Source organism: Terrabacter sp. Root181, from assembly GCF_001428505.1.
Taxonomy (GTDB): Bacteria; Actinomycetota; Actinomycetes; order Actinomycetales; family Dermatophilaceae; genus Terrabacter.
Window position 1 is genome coordinate 109081 of the sequence record NZ_LMHU01000010.1, and the last position, 19393, is coordinate 128473.

Annotated in this window: 14 protein-coding genes; 4 read left to right on the forward strand and 10 right to left on the reverse strand. The window is 72.3% G+C overall.

The window, feature by feature from the left end; all coding sequences use genetic code 11:
* Positions 1-15: 15 nt before the first annotated feature.
* The 4 genes from nirB to ASD90_RS20550 are packed head-to-tail and all read right to left on the reverse strand — an operon-like array spanning position 16 to position 7803.
* A complete protein-coding gene (gene nirB, locus ASD90_RS20535) occupies positions 16-2571 on the reverse strand; it encodes a nitrite reductase large subunit NirB (RefSeq protein ID WP_056760578.1) in 2556 nt (851 codons plus the stop codon).
* Positions 2571-4178 (reverse strand): FAD-dependent oxidoreductase, encoded by a 1608-nt coding sequence (locus tag ASD90_RS20540; protein ID WP_056760581.1) that lies wholly within the window; start codon positions 4176-4178, stop codon positions 2571-2573. The genes nirB and ASD90_RS20540 overlap by 1 nt, the downstream gene beginning before the upstream one ends.
* On the reverse strand, positions 4175-6319 hold the full coding sequence (locus tag ASD90_RS20545; protein WP_369793637.1) for a molybdopterin oxidoreductase family protein: 2145 nt from the start codon (positions 6317-6319) through the stop codon (positions 4175-4177). Before ASD90_RS20545 ends, ASD90_RS20540 begins: the two co-directional genes overlap by 4 nt.
* Complete coding sequence (locus ASD90_RS20550; protein ID WP_200958667.1) at positions 6316-7803, reverse strand: NarK/NasA family nitrate transporter; 1488 nt, start codon at positions 7801-7803, stop codon at positions 6316-6318. Before ASD90_RS20550 ends, ASD90_RS20545 begins: the two co-directional genes overlap by 4 nt.
* A 250-nt stretch (positions 7804-8053) precedes the next feature.
* Here ASD90_RS20550 and ASD90_RS20555 point away from each other — a divergent pair, with 250 nt between their 5' ends.
* Complete coding sequence (locus tag ASD90_RS20555; protein WP_056760586.1) at positions 8054-8884, forward strand: alpha/beta fold hydrolase; 831 nt, start codon at positions 8054-8056, stop codon at positions 8882-8884.
* 172 nt (positions 8885-9056) lie between these two features.
* On the opposite strand, the gene ASD90_RS20560 is transcribed toward ASD90_RS20555, so the two are convergent.
* Positions 9057-9761, reverse strand: coding sequence for a response regulator transcription factor (locus ASD90_RS20560; protein ID WP_056760588.1), 705 nt, complete (start codon positions 9759-9761; stop codon positions 9057-9059).
* Complete coding sequence (locus ASD90_RS20565) at positions 9758-11230, reverse strand: ATP-binding protein (RefSeq protein ID WP_235506835.1); 1473 nt, start codon at positions 11228-11230, stop codon at positions 9758-9760. The genes ASD90_RS20560 and ASD90_RS20565 overlap by 4 nt, the downstream gene beginning before the upstream one ends.
* Before the next feature lie 124 nt (positions 11231-11354).
* Between ASD90_RS20565 and ASD90_RS20570 the strand changes: the two genes are divergently transcribed.
* The 3 genes from ASD90_RS20570 (at position 11355) to ASD90_RS20580 (ending at position 15435) form a co-directional block, all read left to right on the forward strand.
* Positions 11355-12689, forward strand: coding sequence for a PspC domain-containing protein (locus ASD90_RS20570; RefSeq protein ID WP_162260231.1), 1335 nt, complete (start codon positions 11355-11357; stop codon positions 12687-12689).
* The gene (locus ASD90_RS23665) at positions 12686-13312 is read left to right on the forward strand and encodes a hypothetical protein (protein ID WP_056760597.1); all 627 of its coding nucleotides are present in this window, start codon (positions 12686-12688) and stop codon (positions 13310-13312) included. The genes ASD90_RS20570 and ASD90_RS23665 overlap by 4 nt, the downstream gene beginning before the upstream one ends.
* Before the next feature lie 164 nt (positions 13313-13476).
* Complete coding sequence (locus ASD90_RS20580) at positions 13477-15435, forward strand: M13 family metallopeptidase (protein ID WP_056760601.1); 1959 nt, start codon at positions 13477-13479, stop codon at positions 15433-15435.
* A gap of 47 nt (positions 15436-15482) precedes the next feature.
* Here the strand turns inward: ASD90_RS20580 and ASD90_RS20585 are convergent, their stop codons facing one another.
* The 4 genes from ASD90_RS20585 to msrA form a co-directional block, all read right to left on the reverse strand.
* Positions 15483-15941 carry a GNAT family N-acetyltransferase gene (locus ASD90_RS20585; RefSeq protein WP_056760603.1) on the reverse strand — a complete coding sequence of 153 codons (459 nt, stop codon included), beginning with the start codon at positions 15939-15941 and terminating at the stop codon, positions 15483-15485.
* Positions 15938-16402, reverse strand: a complete 465-nt coding sequence (locus tag ASD90_RS20590) for an SRPBCC family protein (protein WP_056760607.1) — start codon at positions 16400-16402, stop codon at positions 15938-15940. The genes ASD90_RS20585 and ASD90_RS20590 overlap by 4 nt, the downstream gene beginning before the upstream one ends.
* 202 nt (positions 16403-16604) lie before the next feature.
* Entirely contained in the window at positions 16605-18443 is a 1839-nt protein-coding gene (locus tag ASD90_RS20595; protein ID WP_056760610.1) for a heme peroxidase family protein, read from the reverse strand.
* 171 nt (positions 18444-18614) lie between these two features.
* The gene (gene msrA, locus ASD90_RS20600; RefSeq protein ID WP_235506837.1) at positions 18615-19289 is read right to left on the reverse strand and encodes a peptide-methionine (S)-S-oxide reductase MsrA; all 675 of its coding nucleotides are present in this window, start codon (positions 19287-19289) and stop codon (positions 18615-18617) included.
* Positions 19290-19393: the final 104 nt, after the last annotated feature.

Here is a 19393-nt window from a genome sequence, read left to right on the forward strand (position 1 = left end):
GGGTTCCCTTCGCACTCAGGCGTTCTCGCGGACGGTGGGTAGCCCGAGCAGCACCGGAACCTTGCGCGGGCCGGACTCGTCGAAGGCGACCGTGGGATCGGCCTCCTCCGGGGCGTTGACGAACGACACGAAGCGCGAGAGCTTCTCGGGGTCGTCGAGGACGGCCTTCCACTCGTCCTGGTAGCCCTCGACGTGACGCCCCATCGCGGCCTCGAGGTCGTCGGCGATCCCGAGGGAGTCCTCGCACACGACGGCCTTGAGGTGGTCGAGGCCGCCCTCGAGCGCGTCGAGCCACGGCGCGGTGCGCTGGAGCCGGTCGGCCGTACGGACGTAGAACATGAGGAACCGGTCGATGTAGCGCACCAGCGTCTCGTCGTCGAGGTCGCTCGCGAGCAGGCGGGCGTGCGCCGGGGTCTGGCCGCCGTTGCCGCAGACGTAGAGGTTCCAGCCCTTGTCGGTGGCGATGACGCCGACGTCCTTGCCGCGCGCCTCGGCGCACTCGCGGGCACAGCCCGAGACGCCGAACTTGATCTTGTGCGGCGAGCGCAGCCCGCGGTAGCGGTGCTCGAGGTCGACGGCCATCCCGACGGAGTCCTGCACGCCGTAGCGGCACCACGACGAGCCGACGCACGACTTCACGGTGCGCAGGGACTTGCCGTAGGCCTGCCCCGACTCCATGCCGACGTCGACGAGGCGCTGCCAGATCGCGGGCAGCTGCTCGACGCGGGCACCGAAGAGGTCGATGCGCTGTCCGCCGGTGACCTTGACGTAGAGCCCGAAGTCCTTGGCGACCTGGCCGATCGTGATGAGCTGCTCCGCCGTGACCTCGCCACCCGGCATCCGCGGGACGACCGAGTAGGTGCCGTTCTTCTGGATGTTGGCGAGGAAGTGGTCGTTGCTGTCCTGGAGCGCCGCCTGCTCGCCGTCGAGCACGTGGTCGCTGCTCGTCGACGCGAGGATCGAGGCGACGGTCGGCTTGCAGATCTCGCAGCCGGTGCCGGTGCCGTAGCGGGCGATGAGCCCCGAGAAGGTGCGGATGCCGGTCGACGCCACGATCTCGAAGAGCTCGGCCCGGCTCTGCTCGAAGTGCTCGCACAGCGCCTTCGACAGCTCCACACCCGAGTCCACGAGGAGCTTCTTGACCGTGGGCAGACAACCGCCACAGGTGGTTCCGGCGTTCGTGCAGCCCTTGATGGCCGCGAGGTCGCACGCGCCCTCGGCGATCGCGCCGCAGATCGAGCCCTTCGTGACGTTGTTGCACGAGCAGATGACGGCGTCGTCGGGGAGGGCGTCGGCGCCCAGCTCGGTGCCCGCCGGGGAGACGAGGGCGCCGGGGTCGCCGGGCACCTCGCGCCCGACGTACGCCTTGAGCGTGGTGTACGCCGACGCGTCGCCGACGAGGATGCCGCCGAGCAGCGTCTTGGCGTCGTCGCTGACGACGACCTTGGCGTAGGTGCCCTTCGTCGCGTCGGTGTGGACGATCTCGAGGGCGCCGGGCGTCGTCGCCATCGCGTCGCCGAAGGAGGCGACGTCGACGCCGAGGAGCTTGAGCTTGGTCGACAGATCGGCGCCGGGGAACGTCGCCTCGCCGCCGAGCAGCCGGTCGGCGACGACCTCGGCCATGGTGTAGCCGGGTGCGACGAGCCCGTAGCAGCGGCCCTCCACCGCGGCGACCTCGCCGACGGCCCAGACGTTCTCGTCGCTCGTGCGGCAGGCCAGGTCGGTGACGACGCCGCCCCGCTCGCCGACGTCGAGCCCCGCCGCGCGGGCCACGGCGTCGGAGGGCCGCACGCCCGCGGAGAAGACGACGAGGTCGGTGAGCAGCGCCGTGCCGTCGGACAGCTCGACTGCGAGCCGGCCGTCGTCCTGTGCCGCGATCGAGCTCGTGCCGGCGCCCGTGTGCACCTGGACGCCGAGACTCCCGATGAGTCGCTCGAGCACGGCCCCGCCGCCGTCGTCGACCTGGAGCGGCATGAGGCGCGGGGCGAACTCGACGACGTGGGGTGTCAGGCCGAGCAGGCGCAGCGCGTTGGCGGCCTCCAGGCCCAGCAGTCCGCCGCCGACGACGAGACCGTTCGCCGCCCCGCCCTCGGCCGCGGCCCGCTCGATCGCGGACTCGGCAGCGACGCGAATGCCGTCGAGGTCGTCGAGGGTGCGGTAGACGAAGCAGCCCGTCGAGTCGTGCCCGGGGACCGGCGGCACGAACGGGTGGGACCCGGTCGCGATGACGAGCGCGTCGTAGGCGATGACCTCGCCGGCGCTCGTCGTGACGGTGCGGGCGTCGCGGTCGACGTGCTCGGCCCGGGTCCCGAGGCGGAGGTCGACGAGGTCGTCACCGGCATACGTGTTGCCGGCGAGGGCGAGCGACGCGCGGTCCCAGGCCCCGACGTAGGAGGAGAGACCGACTCGGTCGTAGGCCGCCTCCGCCTCCTCGGAGAGGACGACGACCTTCCACGTGCTGTCCGTGTCGCGCGACCGCAGCGCCTCGACGAAGCGGTGGCCGACCATGCCGTGGCCGACGACGACGACGGCGCGGGTGGCGGTGTCCGTCCGGTTCTCGGTGGTGGACATCAGGCGGCTCCTTCGGTCAGGGCGGCGGGTGCCGGCACCGGTTCGGGGGACGGGGAGAGGGGTGAGGCGGTGGGCTGGGGCGACGGGGACGCGTTCGGACCGGTGGGCGCCGCTGCCGGCTCCGCCGAGCGCAGCCACGAGCAGAGGCCGTCGACGGCGCCCTTGCAGGAGCCGCAGCCGGTCGTGGCCCGGGTGGCCTCGGCGACGGCTGCGACGGTCTCGGCACCGGCCCGGAAGGCGCCGACGACGGCGGACTTGGTGACGGTGTTGCACCGGCAGATGACGGCCGTGCCGGGCATCTCGGCGAGGTTGACGCCCTCCGTCGCTCCCGACCTCGTGATCGCGCGACCGAGCATGAGCGACAAGCGATCCCGTGGGACGATCGCGCCTGTGTCGTAGAGCTGGGTCAGGGCGCCGGCCGCATCCCCCACGCCGAGCAGGATGGCGCCGACGAGGCGGTCCTGGCGCAGCACGAGCTTGGCGTAGCGGCCGCGGCTCGGGTCGGTGAAGGCGAGCACCTCGTGGCCCGGGTCGTGCACGTCGACGTCGACCGTGCCCATGCTGGCGAGGTCGATGTCGTGGGCCTTGAGCCGGGTCAGGACGCTCGTGCCCTCGTACGTCGCGCCGGGGTCGGCGCCGGTGAGCACGTCGGCGAGCACGCGTGCCTGGTCCCACCCGGGCTGGACGAGCCCCGGTACCTCGCCGCGGTGCTCGGCGCACTCGCCGATGGCGTGGACGTGGGGGATCGAGGTCGCCAAGCGGTCATCGACGACGACCCCTCGGGCGACGTCGAGGCCGGTCGCGACGGCGAGGTCGGTGCGCGGTCGCACGCCGGTCGCGACGACGACGAGGTCGGCGGCCAGGGTCGTGCCGTCGTCGAGGACGACGTGGGCCGTGGCGTCGTCGACGGAGGGGTGTCGTGCGGTGACGAGGCGACCGAGGACCAGACGCGCGCCGATGCCGCGCACGACGCGCGTGAGGACGGCGCCCCCGTCGGCGTCGAGCTGGCGGTCCATCGGAAAGTCCTGGGGGTGCACGACGGTGACGTCCACACCTCGGGCGAGCAGGCCGCGGGCCGCCTCGAGACCGAGCAGCCCGCCGCCGAGCACCACTGCGGTGGAAGCCGACTCGGCCGCCTCGACGATCCGGCCACAGTCGTCGACCGTGCGGAAGGCGACGACCCCGTCGGCCAGCGCGGCGCCGGGACCCGGCGTGCCGGCATACAGCCCCTCGGTCGGTGGGACGAAGCTCGTGCTCCCGGTGGCGAGCACGAGCTCGTCCCAGGCCATGACGCGCTCGACGCCGCCGGTGTCGAGCGTCGCGGTCCGGGCCGCCGCGTCGACCGTCGTGACCCGGGCGCCCGTGAGGACGTCGACGTGCCGGGCGGACCACCAGCCGTCGGGCTTGAGGCGCGTGTCACGCGGGGTGATGCCTCCGGCGATGACCGTCGACAGGAGCACGCGGTTGTAGGCGGCGTGCGGCTCCTCGCCGACGACCGTGACGGCGAAGCGCTCGGCCTCGGGGTCGCGCTGGCGGATCTCCTCGGCGAGCCGGGCGCCGGCCATGCCGTTGCCGACGACGAGGACGTGTGTGCGGGAGCGGGTCATGCGATGGCCTCCAGGCGGACGGCGCACGCCTTGAACTCCGGCATGCGGCTCGTGGGGTCGAGGGCCGCGTGGGTCAGGGAGTTCGCCCGGGCGTCACCGCCCCAGTGGAAGGGCAGGAAGACGACGTCGGCACGCATGTCCTCGTCGACGCGGACGACGGCCCGAGTGCGGCCGCGTCGGCTGACGACGTCCGTGAGGTCGCCCTCGACGAGCCCGGCGGCCTCGGCCGTGTCGGGGTGCACCTGGACGAACATCTCGCCCGCGGCGGCCGACAGCTCTGCGACGAGTCGTGTCTGGGCGCCTGACTGGTAGTGCTGGAGCACCCGTCCCGTCGTCGCGACGAGGGGGTAGTCCGCGTCGTCGGCCTCAGCAGGACCCACGTGGTCGACGGGCACGAACCGGGCGCGGCCGTCGGGTGTCGCGAAGCGGTCGAGGAAGAGGCGCGGCGTGCCCTGGGGGCGCTCGGTGCTGCACGGCCAGTGCAGGCTCTCGCCGGCGTCGAGACGCTCCCACGTCACCGCGGAGTAGTCGGCCGGACCCCCCGCCGAGGCCCGGCGCAGCTCGTCGAAGACGACTCTCGGGTCAGTGGGGAAGCCTGTGCTGCAACCGATCCGGCGTGCCAGCTCGCTCCACAGGTCGAGCTCGCTGCGGCACCCCTCCGGGGCGGTGATGGCCCGACGGCGCCGCAGCACCCGGCCCTCGAGGTTGGTCAGCGTCCCCTCCTCCTCGGCCCACTGGAGCACGGGGAGCACCACGTCGGCGACGGCTGCGGTCTCGGACAGGACGAAGTCCGAGACCACGAGCAGGTCGAGGGCGGCGAGGCGCTCGGTCACGACGCGCGCGTCGGGCGCGGAGACGACGGGGTTGCTGCCGTGGACCATGAGCACGCGCGGGCCGCCCTCGGTGCCCAGCGCCGACAGCAGCTCGAAGGCGCTCCGGCCGGGGCCCGGCAGCTCGGCGGGGTCGATGCCCCAGACCGCGGCGACATGGGCCCGCGCGGCCGGGTCGTCGATCCTGCGGTAGCCGGGCAGCTGGTCGGCCTTCTGGCCGTGCTCGCGGCCGCCCTGGCCGTTGCCCTGGCCGGTGATCGTCCCGAACCCGGTGCCGGGGTTGCCGGGCAGCCCGAGCGCGAGGGCCAGGGCGATGAACGCCGTCACCGTGTCGGTGCCGCTCGCGTGCTGCTCGCTCCCGCGGGCCGACAGGACGTAGGCACCGCGCTCGGTGTCGCGGGCGCGAGCCAGCGCCGCCACGGCAGCGCGCATCGTCGTGACCGCGACGCCCGTCACGCGCTCGACCCGCTCGGGCAGCCATTGCGCGGCGATCGGCCAGACGTCGTCGAAGCCAGAGGTGCGCTCCGCGACGAACCCGCGGTCGGCATACCCCTCCGTGACGGCGAGGTGCAGCATGCCGAGGGCGAGCGCGGCGTCGGTGCCGGGGCGCAGCTGCAGGTGCAGACCGCCGCCATCGACCGCCTTGGCCGCGGTGGGCGTCAGGCGGGGGTCGGCGACCATGAGGCCACCGGCGTCGGCAGCCCGGACGAGGTGCGTCAGGAAGGGCGGCATCGTCTCGGCGGGGTTGGCACCGAGGAGCAGCACCGCGTGCGCCGACCCGATGTCGGTGACGGGGAAGGGGAGCCCGCGGTCCAGCCCGAAGCAGCTGATCCCCGCGGCGGCGGCCGAGCTCATGCACCAGCGACCGTTGTAGTCGATCTGGCTGGTCCTCAGCGCCACGCGTGCGAACTTGCCCAGCTGGTAAGCCTTCTCGTTCGTCAGGCCGCCGCCGCCGAACACCGCGACAGCATCTCTGCCGTATGCCGCCTGCGTCCGCACGATGGCACCGGCCACGACGTCGAGGGCCTCGTCCCACGACGCGGGGGCGAGGACGCCGTCCCGTCGCACGAGCGGGGTCGTGAGGCGCCCGGGCGTGCGCAGCAGCTCGGCGCTCGTCCAGCCCTTCTGGCAGAGCCCACCCCGGTTCGTCGGGAAGCGGCGCGGGCTGACGGTGAGGTCCGCTGCCGACGAACCGGTCAGCGTCATCGCGCACTGGAGCCCGCAGTAGGCGCAGTGGGTGGCGACGCCCACCGGCTCGGTGGGCGCTGGCCCACCGAGCTGGTGCGAGGGCATTCTCAGGTCTGTCGTCATCGGCGGTAGCGCACCTTGGTCAAGGTGGCGGCGCCGACGTAGAAGAGGGTGAAGACGACGAACGCGGCCGTGGCCGAGTGGCCGGCGCCCTGGTAGGAAGCCCGCAGCCCGAGGTTGATGAGGACGCCGCCGAGAGCACCGATGGCGCCGGCGATGCCGATGAGGGCGCCGGCCATCGAGCGCGACCACGCCGTGCGCTCGACCGCGGGGCCGGGGATCGACGCGGACCTCGCCTCGAAGAGCGCCGGGATCATCTTGTAGACCGAGCCGTTGCCGATGCCGGAGAGGACGAAGAGGAGCACGAAGCCGCCGATGAGACCGGTGAGCTGCAGACCGGTCGCGGCGCCGGCCGTCACGTCGTCCGAGCGGGCGGCGAGCGTCACGAGGACGCCCGCGACGGTGAGGCCGACGAACGTCCACAACGTCACGGCAGCACCGCCGCGGCGGTCGGCGAGCTTGCCGCCCCACACGCGGCTGACCGAGCCGAGCAGCGGCCCGATGAAGGCGATCTGGGCGGCGTGCAGGCTCGCGGCCGAGGTCTGGGCGGGCGTCGGCGCGGCCCCTCCGGTCATGCCGGCGAGGAACGTCTGGTTGAGCACCTGCCCGAAGGCGAAGCCGAAGCCGATGAACGAGCCGAAGGTGCCGATGTAGAGCAGCGAGATGAACCACGAGTCACGGTGGCGCAGCACCTCGAGCATGGCCCTGGGGTTGGCCGTCTGGTGGTCGAGGTTGTCCATGAAGAGCGCGGCGCCGATGCTGGCGACGGCGAGCAGCACGAGGTAGATGGCGCACACGACCTCCGGCCGGCGGTTGCCGAGCGTCGCGATGACGAGGAGCCCGACGAGCTGCACGACGGGGACGCCGATGTTGCCGCCACCGGCGTTGAGCCCCAGGGCCCAGCCCTTCATCCGCTGCGGGTAGAAGGCGTTGATGTTCGTCATCGACGAGGCGAAGTTGCCGCCGCCGAGACCCGCGAGCCCCGCGATGAGCAGGAAGGTCGTGAACGAGTGCCCCGGGTTGACCATGAGCCACCACGTAAGGGTCGTCGGCACGAGGAGGGCGAAGCCGCTGATGATGGCCCAGTTGCGGCCCCCGAACCAGGCCGTGGCCATCGTGTAGGGCACCCGCAGCACGGCGCCGACGAGTGTCGGCACGGCCACGAGGAAGAACTTGTCGGCCGCGGTGAAGCCGTAGACGGCCTGCGGCATGAACAGGACCATGACCGACCAGATCGACCAGATCGAGAAGCCGATGTGCTCCGTCGCGACCGACCAGATCAGGTTGCGACGGGCGACGTCCTTGTTGCCGGCCTCCCAGGCCGCCGTGTCCTCGGGGTCCCAGTCGCGGATGACCCGCGTGCGCGGGGCGGTGAGCTCACGGAGGCGGCCGGGACGTTCGGGCGCCGGTGCGAGAGCGGTGGGTGCTGAGGTCTCGGCGGCGCTGCCGGTCGTGCTGTCGGTCGTGCTTCCGGTGGTGGTGCTCACGGGGTTCCTCCTGGGCTGCTCGAGCCGAGCGGGACGGTGTCGGAGTGAGACGGGCTGGGGTCGCTGCGAGAGCGTGACGCTCACGCTAGGGAGCCGGTGTTGCGGGTCGCCGGGTCTGCTGTGACCCCGCGGTTACGGCTGCCTCACGGCTGTCCGGCGACCCCGTGAGGTCACGCACGGAGGTCGGCTGCGGCCGTCTCACGGCCGACCCGGAGCGGCGTGAGGCGGCTCGCCGCGTAGGCTCGCGGTCATGACGCCGGCTGCTGACCAGGCCTTTCTCAACACCCTGTCCGTGGGCACCGCCGGGCCCCGGATCGCCTTCCTCCACGGCCTCTTCGGCCAGGGCCGCAACTGGAACCAGATCGCCAAGGCCGTGAGCGGCCCCGACGGCGCCGACGCGCGGTGCCTGCTCGTCGACCTCCCCGACCACGGCCGGTCACCGTGGTCGCAGGAGTTCTCGCTCGACGCGTACGCCGACGCCGTGGCCGCGACGCTCCGGGCCGAGGGCGACGGGGAGGGGTGGGCCGTCGTCGGCCACTCGCTCGGGGGCAAGGTCGCGATGGTGCTCGCCCTGCGTCACCCCGAGCTCGTCGAGCGGCTCGTCGTCGTCGACATCGCGCCCAAGGGCTACGGCTCGCTCGAGCGTTTCGAGGGCTACATCCGCGAGATGCAGGCGCTGCCGCTGGCCGAGCTGACGAGCCGGGGCGACGCCGAGGCCCGCTTCACCGAGCCCGACCCGGGCGTCAAGGCGTTCCTCCTGCAGAACCTTCGGCGTGACGGGCAGGCGTGGCGCTGGCAGGTCAACCTCGACCTCGTTGCGGGTGACGCGGCGTTGGGGGTGGACTCACGCATCGCGGACTGGCCCGACGACCTCGACGAGCTCCCGGCCTACGAGGGTCCGGTGCTGTGGGTCGCCGGCGGCGACTCGCGCTACGTCAGGCGCGAGGACGGCGAACGCATGCGTCGGCACTTCCCCCGCACCCGCCTGTTCACCATCAAGGGGGCCGGGCACTGGGTGCACACCGACGCCCCAGAGATCATCGTCACCGCCCTGCGCCGTTTCGTCGCCGACCCCGCCTGACGGCATACGCCCTGTCACGCTCACATCGCGAACGCTGCGTTCGGTGGCGAACTCACTGTTCTACCAGCGCTTTCGCGACCGAACGCTGCGTTCGGTGGCGAACTCTGTGTTCTACCAACGCTTTCGCGACCGAACGCTGCGTTCGGTCGAGGGCGCAGGAGGAAGCGGCAGGTCAGAGGAGGCGGCGGCCCATGGCCCAGGCCGTCAGCTCGTGGCGTGAGCTGAGCTGGAGCTTGCGCAGCACCGAGCTGACGTGGGTCTCGACGGTCTTGACGGAGATGAAGAGCTCCTTCGCGACCTCCTTGTACTGGTAGCCGCGCGCGATGAGGCGCATGACCTCGCGCTCGCGAGCCGAGAGACGGTCGAGCTCCTCGTCGATCTCGGCGACCTCACCCGCGGTGGCCCCGAACGCGTCGAGGACGAAGCCGGCGAGGCGCGGGCTGAAGACGGCGTCGCCGTCGGCCACCCGTCCGATCGCCGTGAGCAGCTCCTCGGCGCTGATCGTCTTGGTGACGTAGCCGCGGGCTCCGGCGCGGATGACGGCGATGACGTCCTCGGCGGCGTCGGACACCGACAGGGCGAGGAAGCGCACGGGCACGTCGGCGCCCGACTGGACGCCGGCGCAGGCGCGGATGACGTCGGCGCCGCCGTGACCGTCTCCGCCGGGGAGGTGCACGTCGAGGAGCACGACGTCGGGGCGCTGTTCGGTGATGACCTTCACCGCCGACTCGACCGCCCCGGCCTCACCGGCGATCTCGAGCGTGAACGCCCCGGCCCGTGGCGTCGCCGCGAGGGTGGTCAGCTCGGCACGCACACCGGTGCGGAACATGTGGTGGTCGTCGACGATGACGATGCGGATGGTCCGCGGGTCGGTCATGAAGCCTGCTCCTGCGTCTCGGGGTCCGGCGTGCTGCCGGTGGTCGTGCTGGGTGTGGTGCCAGGTGCGGTGGGCGCGGCAGGGGCACCGGGCGGGGCGGGAGTGGTCGCGGCCGGCTCGGGCTCGTGCGGCTGGCGCACGGGCAGGCGCAGCTCGACCTCGGTGCCGTCGGCACGCCGACGGATGCGGGCCGTGCCGCCGTGACGCTCCATCCGGCCGATGATCGACTCGCGCACCCCGGCGCGGTCGTCGGGCACGGTGTCGAGGTCGAAGCCCGCGCCGTGGTCGCGGACGAACGCCTCGACGGCGTCGGGTCCGACCTCGACGTAGGCGCTGACCGGCGGGCTGGCGTGGCGCACGGCGTTCCACGTGGCCTCGCGGACGGCCTTGACGAGCGCGTCGAGGTGCTCGTCCATGGGTCGGTCGCCCGTGACGACGAGCTGGACGGGCACGCCGTGGAGGTCCTCGACCTCGCCCATCGCCGCGGTGAGGGCGGCGCCCAGCGTGCCGGCACGCGCGTCCTCGTCGTAGAGGTAGCTGCGCAGCTGTCGCTCCTGGGCCCGGGCGAGCCGTGCGACGGTCGCGGCGTCGCCGGACTGGCGCTGGATGAGGGCGAGGGTCTGGAGCACCGAGTCGTGCAGGTGGGCGGCGATGTCGGCGCGCTCGGTGGCGCGGATACGGGCCGCCTGCTCGAGGCGCAGGTTGCTCCACAGCCGCAGGATCCACGGCGCCGACAGGACGGCCACGCCGACGAGCGCGGCGAGCACGGCGCCCGCGACCTGCCACAGCTCGGTGAGTTTCGTGCCGCGCACGAGCAGGCCGACGAGGCCGAGGATGGTCAGGCCCAGGCCGACGACGAGCCAGATCCAGCGGACCGGCCGGCGGGCCCCGATGGCGTCGGTGTCGTCGAGCTGCGACCAGAAGAAGATCGCGCCGATGACGATGGCGACGACGGGCAGGATGAGCTCGGCATGCACGTCGAGACCGGCGCCGCCGAGCCAGAGCGCGCCGGCGACGGCCAGGGCGGCCACGCCGAGCAGCGTGATGACGACGGCCTGGTTGCCGCTGCGCAGCCAGGTGCGCATGGCGGCGAGGTCGACGTGGTGCTGGGTGCGGACCGTGCTGGCGGTCGTCGGCGTCGTGGCACCGCCTGCGGTGGCCGGGTCGGCGACCGGGGCACCCGGCGCCGGCGAGAGGGTCGGGGTTGAGGCAACGGCCGGGTCGACGTCACCGACCTCGCGCATCGTCGCCCAGAGGAAGACGTAGACGACGAGCCCCGCGCCGAAGGGGATGCTCGTCAGGACGAGCACCACGCGTACGGCGACGACCGGCACCCCGAGGTGCTCGGCGAGGCCCGCGGCGACCCCTGCGATGACCTTGCCCTGTCGCTGGCGCACGAGCGGAGGCCGTGGCGTCGCCCGCCAGGCCGGGCGCGCGGGGCCCGTTCCGTTCTCGTATGCCGTCTGCACCGTTCCATCCTGACCCACTCGGCGGGCCAGGGCGACCATCCCGGCCCTCTTTGGGGGTCGCGTCAGGGTGCGCTCAGGGTCGACCCTCATGGTTGCGGGGAGTTCGGGGCGCCACTGTGGGGACATGACGAAAAGCAATGACGCCCCTCCGCAGGGGCACGGCCTGGACGGTTTCTACACCGCTCTGCGACGCCCGGGGATCGTGCGCCGGAGCGACGGTCGCTGGTTCGCCGGCGTCGCGACGGGCCTGGCCCGCTGGCTCGGCGTCGACCCTCTGGTCGTCCGAGCGGGCTTCATCCTCTTCTCCATCTTCTTCGGGATGGGCGTCGCCCTCTACCTCGTGCTGTGGCTGCTCATGCCGGACGAGCGCGGCGAGATCCACGTCGAGCGCGCGCTCAAGCACGGTGAGGGCCACTCGATCTTCCTCCTCGTCGTCACGGCGATGGCGGTGCTCGGCGGCGGCCCATGGTGGGGTGGCGACTCGAGGGGCTTCCGCTTCTTCGGGTTCGTGCTCCTCATCGTGGGTGCCTGGTGGTTCGCGACCCGGACCGCCAGCGGCCGCGAGCTCATGGCCCAGGCGCCCTGGAGGAACCAGGGCCCCGGTGCCCCCGGCGCGACGACGTCCGTCGACCCCGTGACTGGTGAGGCTGTCACGCAGCCCGGCGGCGGGACCCCGGTCCCCGCGGCCGCTACGGCCTACGGCTCGACGGGCAACGCGGCCGCCAACGCCGGCGCGACCCTCGCCGCACCCCGCCCGGCCGCCCCGACGCCCGTGCGGGAGCGGACCCCGTCGATCGGCTTCGCCGGTGGGCTCCTCGTCCTCGGCCTCGCCATCGTCACCGGTGTCGTGCTCTCGTCGGTCGCGCAGGCAGCCGGATGGTCCGGCAACCCCGTGGCCGTCGGGATCGCCTCCGGCCTGGGCGTGCTCGGGCTCGGCATCCTCGTCGCCGGCCTCGCCGGCCGTCGGTCCGGAGGCCTCGCGTTCTTCGCCGTGACCGGCATGATCGCGGCCGCGGCCACGACCGCCGCGCCCATGGGGCTCGCGCACCCCTGGCAGGCGGGTGACCGCACCCACACGGTGACGTCGATGACCCCGCCGCCCGCCTTCGAGCTCGGCCTCGGCCAGATGACGGTCGACCTGCGCGACGCGAACTGGAAGAGCACGCTCGGCACGGACACCGTGACGACCACGATGGGCGTCGGCGAGCTCGACCTCGTCGTCCCCGAGGGTGTCAACGTGAAGGTCAACGCCACGGCGCGTGCCGGCGAGATCATCGCGACGGGCCCGACGGTGGCCGGCGACGGCATGCAGCGACTCGGCCCGGACCAGGTCCAGCACGAGGGCACCGGCTGGACGCAGACGGTGACGTTCGGAGACGCGACGAAGACCCCCGAGATCGTCGTCGACGCCGAGCTCGGCGTCGGCCAGATCAAGATCACGACGGCGAGCACGTCATGAGCACCAGCCCGCGGGACCCGAGGAACGACCCGGGCGCCGACCCGACGAACCAGCCGACGACCAACGCAGCGGAGAGCAGCGACATGACGAGCAACGACACCCCGGACCCGACAGCGGAGCACCGCGACCCGATGGCCGACCCGATGGCCGACCCGATGGCCGACCCGACGGCCGACCCGGCCCCGGCGCCGACGCCGGACCCGACGCCGGACCCGACCGAGACCACGACGATCGCCGCCGCCTCGACGCGGGCGCTGCCGGCGGCGACCCCCTTCCGCGTCGAGCCTTCGACGCCGGTGCCCGACGACGCCGTCACCGAGGGAGCCCGCCTTCCGCACCTGCCGCCGCCGACGACCTCCGTGCCCGACCCGTCGTGGCCGGCTCCCGCAGTGCCCCAGCCGGCCCCGCGCCCGGCCCTCGTGACGGTCCGCAAGGGACCGCGCCCCGGGTCGATCATGCTGGGGCTGCTGACGATGCTCGTGGCGGCCTACCTCCTCGTCGCCAACCTCACCGACGCCGACCTCAGCTTCCGGATGGTGGGTCCGTCGATGATCGGCGCCTTCGGCGGCATGCTGCTGCTCGTCGGGCTCGCCGGCGTCGTCGCGGGCCGGCTGCGGCGCTGACCCACCCGTCGAGTCACCACCCGCCGACGCCACGACCCGCCGACGCCACGACACGGCATACCTGCTCGCGGCGGTCGCCGCGCCCGGCGTCGGCGGGCGTGACTAGGCTCGGCAGCACGCTCGCCGGTGAGGTCCGGCACTGGCAAAGGGGAGACAACGTGCTCATGAAGTCCGGCATCACGCTCGAGGGGTTCGACCGGTCCACCAGGCCCCAGGACGACCTGTTCCGGTTCGTCAACGGCACGTGGCTCGAGACGACGGAGATCCCGGGCGACCGGGCCCGCTTCGGCACCTTCGACATCCTGCGCGAGGAGTCCACGGCGCGGGTGCGCGACCTCATCGAGGAGGCGGCGGCCGACGAGGGGAGCGCGCTGGGCACTCCGAAGCGACAGGTCGGCGACCTCTATGCCAGCTTCACCGACACCGACCGCATCGAGGAGCTGGGGCTCTCGCCCCTGCAGGTGGTGCTCTCGGAGGTCGCGGCCGTCGACGACGTCGACTCCCTCGGCGCGGCGCTCGGTCGCCTCGCCCGTGACGGCGTCGCCGGCGCCCTGCAGCACTTCGTGTCGCCCGACGAGCGCTCGCCGGAGGACTACGTCGTCTACCTCGAGCAGGCCGGCCTCGGCCTGCCCGACGAGTCGTACTACCGCGAGGAGAAGTACGCCGACATCCGCACGGCCTACGTCGCGCACATCGGGAGGCTGCTCGCCATCGCCGGCATCCCCGACGCCGACGCCAGGGCCACGCGCATCATGGCGCTCGAGACGCTCCTCGCGGCGTCGCACTGGGACACCGTGCGCAACCGGGACGCGATCAAGACCTACAACGCCCACACGCTCGACGAGGCCAAGGCGCTCTCACCCCAGTTCCCTTGGGACGCATGGCTTTCGGGCCTCGGGGCGCCTGCGGGCTCGTTCGACAAGGTCGTCGTGCGCCAGCCGAGCTTCGTCACCGGCCTCGGTGCGGCCCTCGAGTCCACCGACGTCGCCGACTGGCGCTCGTGGCTGACGTGGCACGTCCTCTCGGAGTTTGCGTCGGTGCTGCCGCAGTCGTTCGTCGACGAGGACTTCGACTTCTTCGGTCGCACGCTCTCGGGGCAGCCGGAGAACAAGGAGCGGTGGAAGCGGGGCGTCGCGGTCGTCGAGTCGTGCGTCGGTGAGGCCGTCGGCCAACTCTACGCCGAGCGGTGGTTCCCGCCCGCGGCGAAGGAGCGCATGCAGGAGCTCGTCGCCAACCTCGTCGAGGCCTTCCGGAGGTCCTTCTCGTCGCTCGCGTGGATGGGCACCGACACCCGCGCCCAGGCCGTCGCCAAGCTCGACGCGTTCACGCCCAAGATCGGCTACCCCGACGTGTGGCGCGACTACTCCGCGATCGAGATCGACCCGGCCGACCTCGTCGGCAACGTGCGCCGCAGCACGGCCTTCGACGTCGACCGCAACCTCGCGAAGATCGGTGCCCCGATCGACCGCAGCGAGTGGTTCATGCTCCCGCAGCACGTCAACGCGTACTACATGCCGTCGATGAACGAGATCGTCTTCCCGGCGGCGATCCTCCAGCCGCCGTTCTTCGACCTCGAGGCCGACGACGCCGTCAACTACGGCGGCATCGGCGCGGTCATCGGCCACGAGCTCGGTCACGGCTTCGACGACCAGGGCTCGCGCTACGACGGCACCGGGGCCCTGCGTGACTGGTGGACCGAGGCCGACCGTGAGCGGTTCGACGCGTTGTCGCAGCGGCTCATCGAGCAGTTCAGCGGCTACACGCCGGCGGGGCTGTCCGACGACCACAAGGTCAACGGCGGGCTGACCGTCGGCGAGAACATCGGCGACCTCGGCGGCCTTCAGATCGGCTACTCCGCCTATCGCATCGCCACCGAGGGCAGCGGGATGACCGAGCTCGACGGCTTCACCGGGCCGCAGCGCTTCTTCATCGGCTGGGCCCAGGTCTGGAAGGGCAAGGCCCGCGAGGCCGAGGCCATCCGGCTGCTCGCCGTCGACCCGCACTCGCCCCAGGACGTGCGGGGCAACGCCGTGCGCAACCTCAGCGAGTTCCACGAGGCCTTCGCGGTCAAGCCCGGTGACGCGCTGTGGCTCGAGGAGGACCAGCGGGTCCGCATCTTCTGAGCGGCCCCGTGTCGTGACGACCGACCCCGTGGGCAGCGCCCGCGGGGTCAGTCGTCGAGCTGGAGTTTGAAGCCGACGTGCGAGGCCACGAAGCCGAGCCGCTCGTAGAAGCGGCGGGCGTCGGTGCGGCTCGCGTCGCTCGTCAGCTGCACGAGGGTGCACCCGAGCCGGCGCGACTCCTCGACCGCCCAGGTGACGAGCTCGGTGCCGAGGCCGGTTCCGCGTTCGGCGCGGGCCACGCGAACACCCTCGATGACGGAGCGGGTGGCGCCGCGTCGCGACAGCCCCGGGATGACGCTGAGCTGGAGCGTGCCGACGACCGTGCCCTCGCGCTCGGCGACGACGAGGTGCTGTCCGGGGTCGGCCACCACCCGGTCGTATGCCGCGTCGTACGTCCGTGGGTCGCCGAGGTCCTCGCGGGCGGCGCCGAGCGGGTCGTCGGCCAGCATGGCCACGATCGCCGGCACGTCGTCGCGGACGGCGCCCCGGATCACCAACGGGCTCATGCGTTCTCGGCGGTGCGCTTGAGCTGCGCGAGGCCCTTCTCGAAGTCGGGACCGACGAGCTTCTCCATCGACCACACCTTGCTCATGAGGCGCATGACGACGTTCTGGGGCCCGGTCATGGCCCACTCGACCCGGGTGCCGTCGCCGTCGGGGGTCAAGGTGAAGTCGACGCGGTTGTGCGCCTTCATCGGGGCGGCGAAGAGCAGGTCGACGGCGACGTGCTGGGGCTCCGACTCGAGGATCTCCATGCGGCCCTCGCCAGCCTTGCTGTTGCCGCGCCAGGCGTAGACGGCACCGACGCCGGCCGCGGGGCCGGTGTAGGCGCGCTCCATCGCGGGGTCCAGCCCCTCCCAGGGGGACCACGCCTGCCACTCGTGGAAGTCGTTGACGAGAGCGTGGATCCGCTCCGGTGGTGCGGCGATCGTCGTCTCGCGGCTGATGTGGAAGCTCTTGTCGGCCATGGCGGCATCCTGCCATCGCCGCCGCGTGGCCGGGGGCGGCACGGGTGGGTCGGCTCTTCGGTCAGGAGCCGCACAGGTCCCGCCATCACCGAGTCGAAGGGATGTCCGATGATTTCGGGACCTGTGGCGGCTCCTCGACACCATGGGCCGAGGGTTCGCGCGGCGGGCGCCCTGGGCAAGCCGCTCCAGGTCGCCGTGTCGCTCAGGGCAGGTTCATCCGGGTGAAGGTGACGAGGTCGGCGAACGTGAACGCCCCCGCGGACGCCCCCGGGAGGATCGGCACGAAGCCGCCGGGCTGGTTCACGAACGAGTCAGGGTCCCTTTTGAGCATCCGCGCGAACGTCTCGGCGACGATGCGCGCGCCGACGGGGCCGAGACGGTTCCCGCCCTTGAGCACGGCTGCCTCGCGGAGCACGTAGTACCAGAGAGGCGTCCTCGTCAGCAGGACTCCACCTGCGGCGGAGAGGGCCGCCTGCTCGGGGGCCGGGAGACCCGCCGTGAGCTGTGCGGCCGTGAGCGGCGTGATCCCGAAGGCCCGGGCCACGCCCTGACCGCTCGGCAGGCCGAGTGCCAGGCCGCGCAGCAGGTTGCGCACGGCGAGCATCTCCATCATCCCGGTGAAGCCCGGCAGGTGCTCGAGACCCGCTGCGATGCCGGTGTCGATCTTGCGCGCCTTGTTGAAGACGGGCACGGGTATGCCGGTCGGGAAGAAGGCGTTGAGGTCGACGACCCAGTTGCTCCGGACGGGCAGGTGCGGGTTGCGGTTGAACTGGAAGACCTGGGCCAGCGTGCCGGCCGGGAAGTTGAAGTTCAGCCAGTAGGTGTCCCGGATCATGCTGTGCCCGAAGCGGTAGGCCGCGACGGAGAACTCCACAGGCATCCGGAAGGCGCTGTTGGGTGGCGCCGAGACCGACGACATCGCGCTCGAGACCGCCGTCGGACCACAGACGGCCCGGAGGAAGTCGTGGACGACGGCCCACTGGTAGTGGTGCGTGACGATGCGCTTCGCCTCGACGAAGACGTCCCCGCTGAAGCCGCTCGCCAGCACTGCGTCGACGACGGCGTTGTGGAAGCGCAGCATCGTGTGGTGCAGCTGCACGACGACGAGGTTCTCGTCGTTGCGGGGGTCGCCGATGATCGCCGTGTGGGCCGACCCGAGCAGGCGTGGCACGTCACGGTCCGCGTGCTGCACCATCCCCACCGACCCTGCGGGACCACCGGGCCCGCCGGGGCCGCTGGGCAGGTTGGTGCCGAGCTGCATCTTGATGGCGGTGGGGTTCGCGCCCGGGCCGGGCATGTCGTAGAGGAAGGGGTCGAGGGCGGGCCCTCGACCGTAGACGCTGTCGAGGTCGAGCGACGGCGAGCGCATGTTGTGGACCGTGTTCGCATCGGTCGAGATGTCGAGCGAGGACGAGACGTCGAGCGTGATGTCGTGGTCGATGAACTGGCCGGCATACGTCATGCCGGCGTCGATGGTCGAGTCGGCGATGGGGGCGTCGCGCCCCGGGGCGGCCATGGCGGTGCCCAGCGCGGTGAGCAGACCGCGGTTGGCCGCGGTGAAGGGCAACCGCGTGGCGCTGCGGGTTCGGGCAGTCGTGAGATAGCCGAAACGGTCACCGCAGGGCCGGCGCACCTGCGGCCCCGGGAAGTAGGCGAGCGAGTACTTGGAGCCGTGCGTCGAGCGACGCCCGGGCTGCAGCGCTGTGACGGACTGTCGGATCTCGTCCGGCAGCGTCGCCAGGGGCACGGGCGCCTCGGGCTCGATGCGCGCGGCCAGTGCCTGGACCGAGGCGTGGACGTGTGCCGGGTCGGTGGTCTCGGCCACGGGCTCGGACGTGTTCGTGCTCGCGGGACCCGTGTCGTCCTTCGTCCTCCTCGAGCGCTTGGTCGTCCGCGTCGTCTGCCCGTGGAGCTGCTCGTCGAGGAACGGCTGCGACGGGACGTCGAGCCCGACGTCGGCCACCGCCTTCGGGACGTTCGCGGCTGCGGGCTGCTCGGATGACCCCTGGTCGGGCCGTGGCCCGTTGGACGTCGTTGCCATGGCAACTCCCCTTGTCGTCGTGGTCGGTTCCGGGATGGTCCGACCTCAGGGACAGAGGCTCGAGGTGGCCGTGTGGATACGTCTCCGCCCGGACCGTCCTGCACGACGAACGCGCCCACCGGGGGGTGGGCGCGTTCCCGTGATGCGGTTTTCGCTGGGCGGTGGTCGCGGTCAGGCTGGCGGAGCGATGTCTTGCTGGGCGGGCAGCTGGTCCTGGCGGACAATGCCGACCGGGCACGTCATGCCGTTGGGGCCGTGGTTGCAGTAGCCGCCGGGGTTCTTGTGCAGGTAGCCCTGGTGGTAGTCCTCGGCGAGGTAGAACGGGCCGGCGTCCTCGGCCGGGCGGATCTCGGTCGTGATCTGCCCGAAGCCGTTGTCGTCCAGCACCTTCTGGAACGCCTCGCGCGTCGCCTCGGCGGCGAGGCGCTGCCCCTCGGTCGTCCAGTAGATCGCCGAACGGTAGGCGGTTCCGACGTCGTTGCCCTGGCGGTTGGACGTCGTCGGGTCGTGGTTCTCCCAGAACGCCTTGAGCAGCAGCTCGGGAGAGGTCTTCTCGGGGTCGTAGACGACGCGGACCGTCTCGGCGTGCCCGGTGCGACCGGTGCACGTCTCCTCGTACGTCGGGTTGGGCGTGTAGCCACCCATGTAGCCGGCGGCGGTCGAGACGACGCCGTCCTGCCTCCAGAAGATGCGCTCGACCCCCCAGAAGCAGCCCATCGCGACGTAGAGCACCTCGGAGCCCTCGGCCCAGGGACCTTCGAGCGGGGTGCCGAGCACGACGTGCGTGGGGTTCACGGCATACGGGCGTTCCGCGCGACCCGGGAGGGCCTCGTCGCGGCTGGGCATCTGGGACTTCCTACCGAATCCGAACACCATTCCAGTGTCACATCCTTCGTGCGGGGAGGGTCTTACGTCCCTGTAACGCCCGCGACCGCGTGCGTATGCCGGGT

What these genes read in the sequence shown, in the direction of transcription:
- ASD90_RS20570 (WP_162260231.1), top strand. Translation starts at nt 11,355, where the DNA reads ATGACGAAAAGCAATGACGCCCCTCCGCAGGGGCACGGCCTGGACGGT.
- msrA (WP_235506837.1), bottom strand. Translation starts at nt 19,289, where the DNA reads ATGCCCAGCCGCGACGAGGCCCTCCCGGGTCGCGCGGAACGCCCGTAT.
- ASD90_RS20540 (WP_056760581.1), bottom strand. Translation starts at nt 4,178, where the DNA reads ATGACCCGCTCCCGCACACACGTCCTCGTCGTCGGCAACGGCATGGCC.
- nirB (WP_056760578.1), bottom strand. Translation starts at nt 2,571, where the DNA reads ATGTCCACCACCGAGAACCGGACGGACACCGCCACCCGCGCCGTCGTC.
- ASD90_RS20595 (WP_056760610.1), bottom strand. Translation starts at nt 18,443, where the DNA reads ATGGCAACGACGTCCAACGGGCCACGGCCCGACCAGGGGTCATCCGAG.
- ASD90_RS20580 (WP_056760601.1), top strand. Translation starts at nt 13,477, where the DNA reads ATGAAGTCCGGCATCACGCTCGAGGGGTTCGACCGGTCCACCAGGCCC.
- ASD90_RS20560 (WP_056760588.1), bottom strand. Translation starts at nt 9,761, where the DNA reads ATGACCGACCCGCGGACCATCCGCATCGTCATCGTCGACGACCACCAC.
- ASD90_RS20590 (WP_056760607.1), bottom strand. Translation starts at nt 16,402, where the DNA reads ATGGCCGACAAGAGCTTCCACATCAGCCGCGAGACGACGATCGCCGCA.
- ASD90_RS20585 (WP_056760603.1), bottom strand. Translation starts at nt 15,941, where the DNA reads ATGAGCCCGTTGGTGATCCGGGGCGCCGTCCGCGACGACGTGCCGGCG.
- ASD90_RS20555 (WP_056760586.1), top strand. Translation starts at nt 8,054, where the DNA reads ATGACGCCGGCTGCTGACCAGGCCTTTCTCAACACCCTGTCCGTGGGC.
- ASD90_RS23665 (WP_056760597.1), top strand. Translation starts at nt 12,686, where the DNA reads ATGAGCACCAGCCCGCGGGACCCGAGGAACGACCCGGGCGCCGACCCG.
- ASD90_RS20545 (WP_369793637.1), bottom strand. Translation starts at nt 6,319, where the DNA reads ATGACGACAGACCTGAGAATGCCCTCGCACCAGCTCGGTGGGCCAGCG.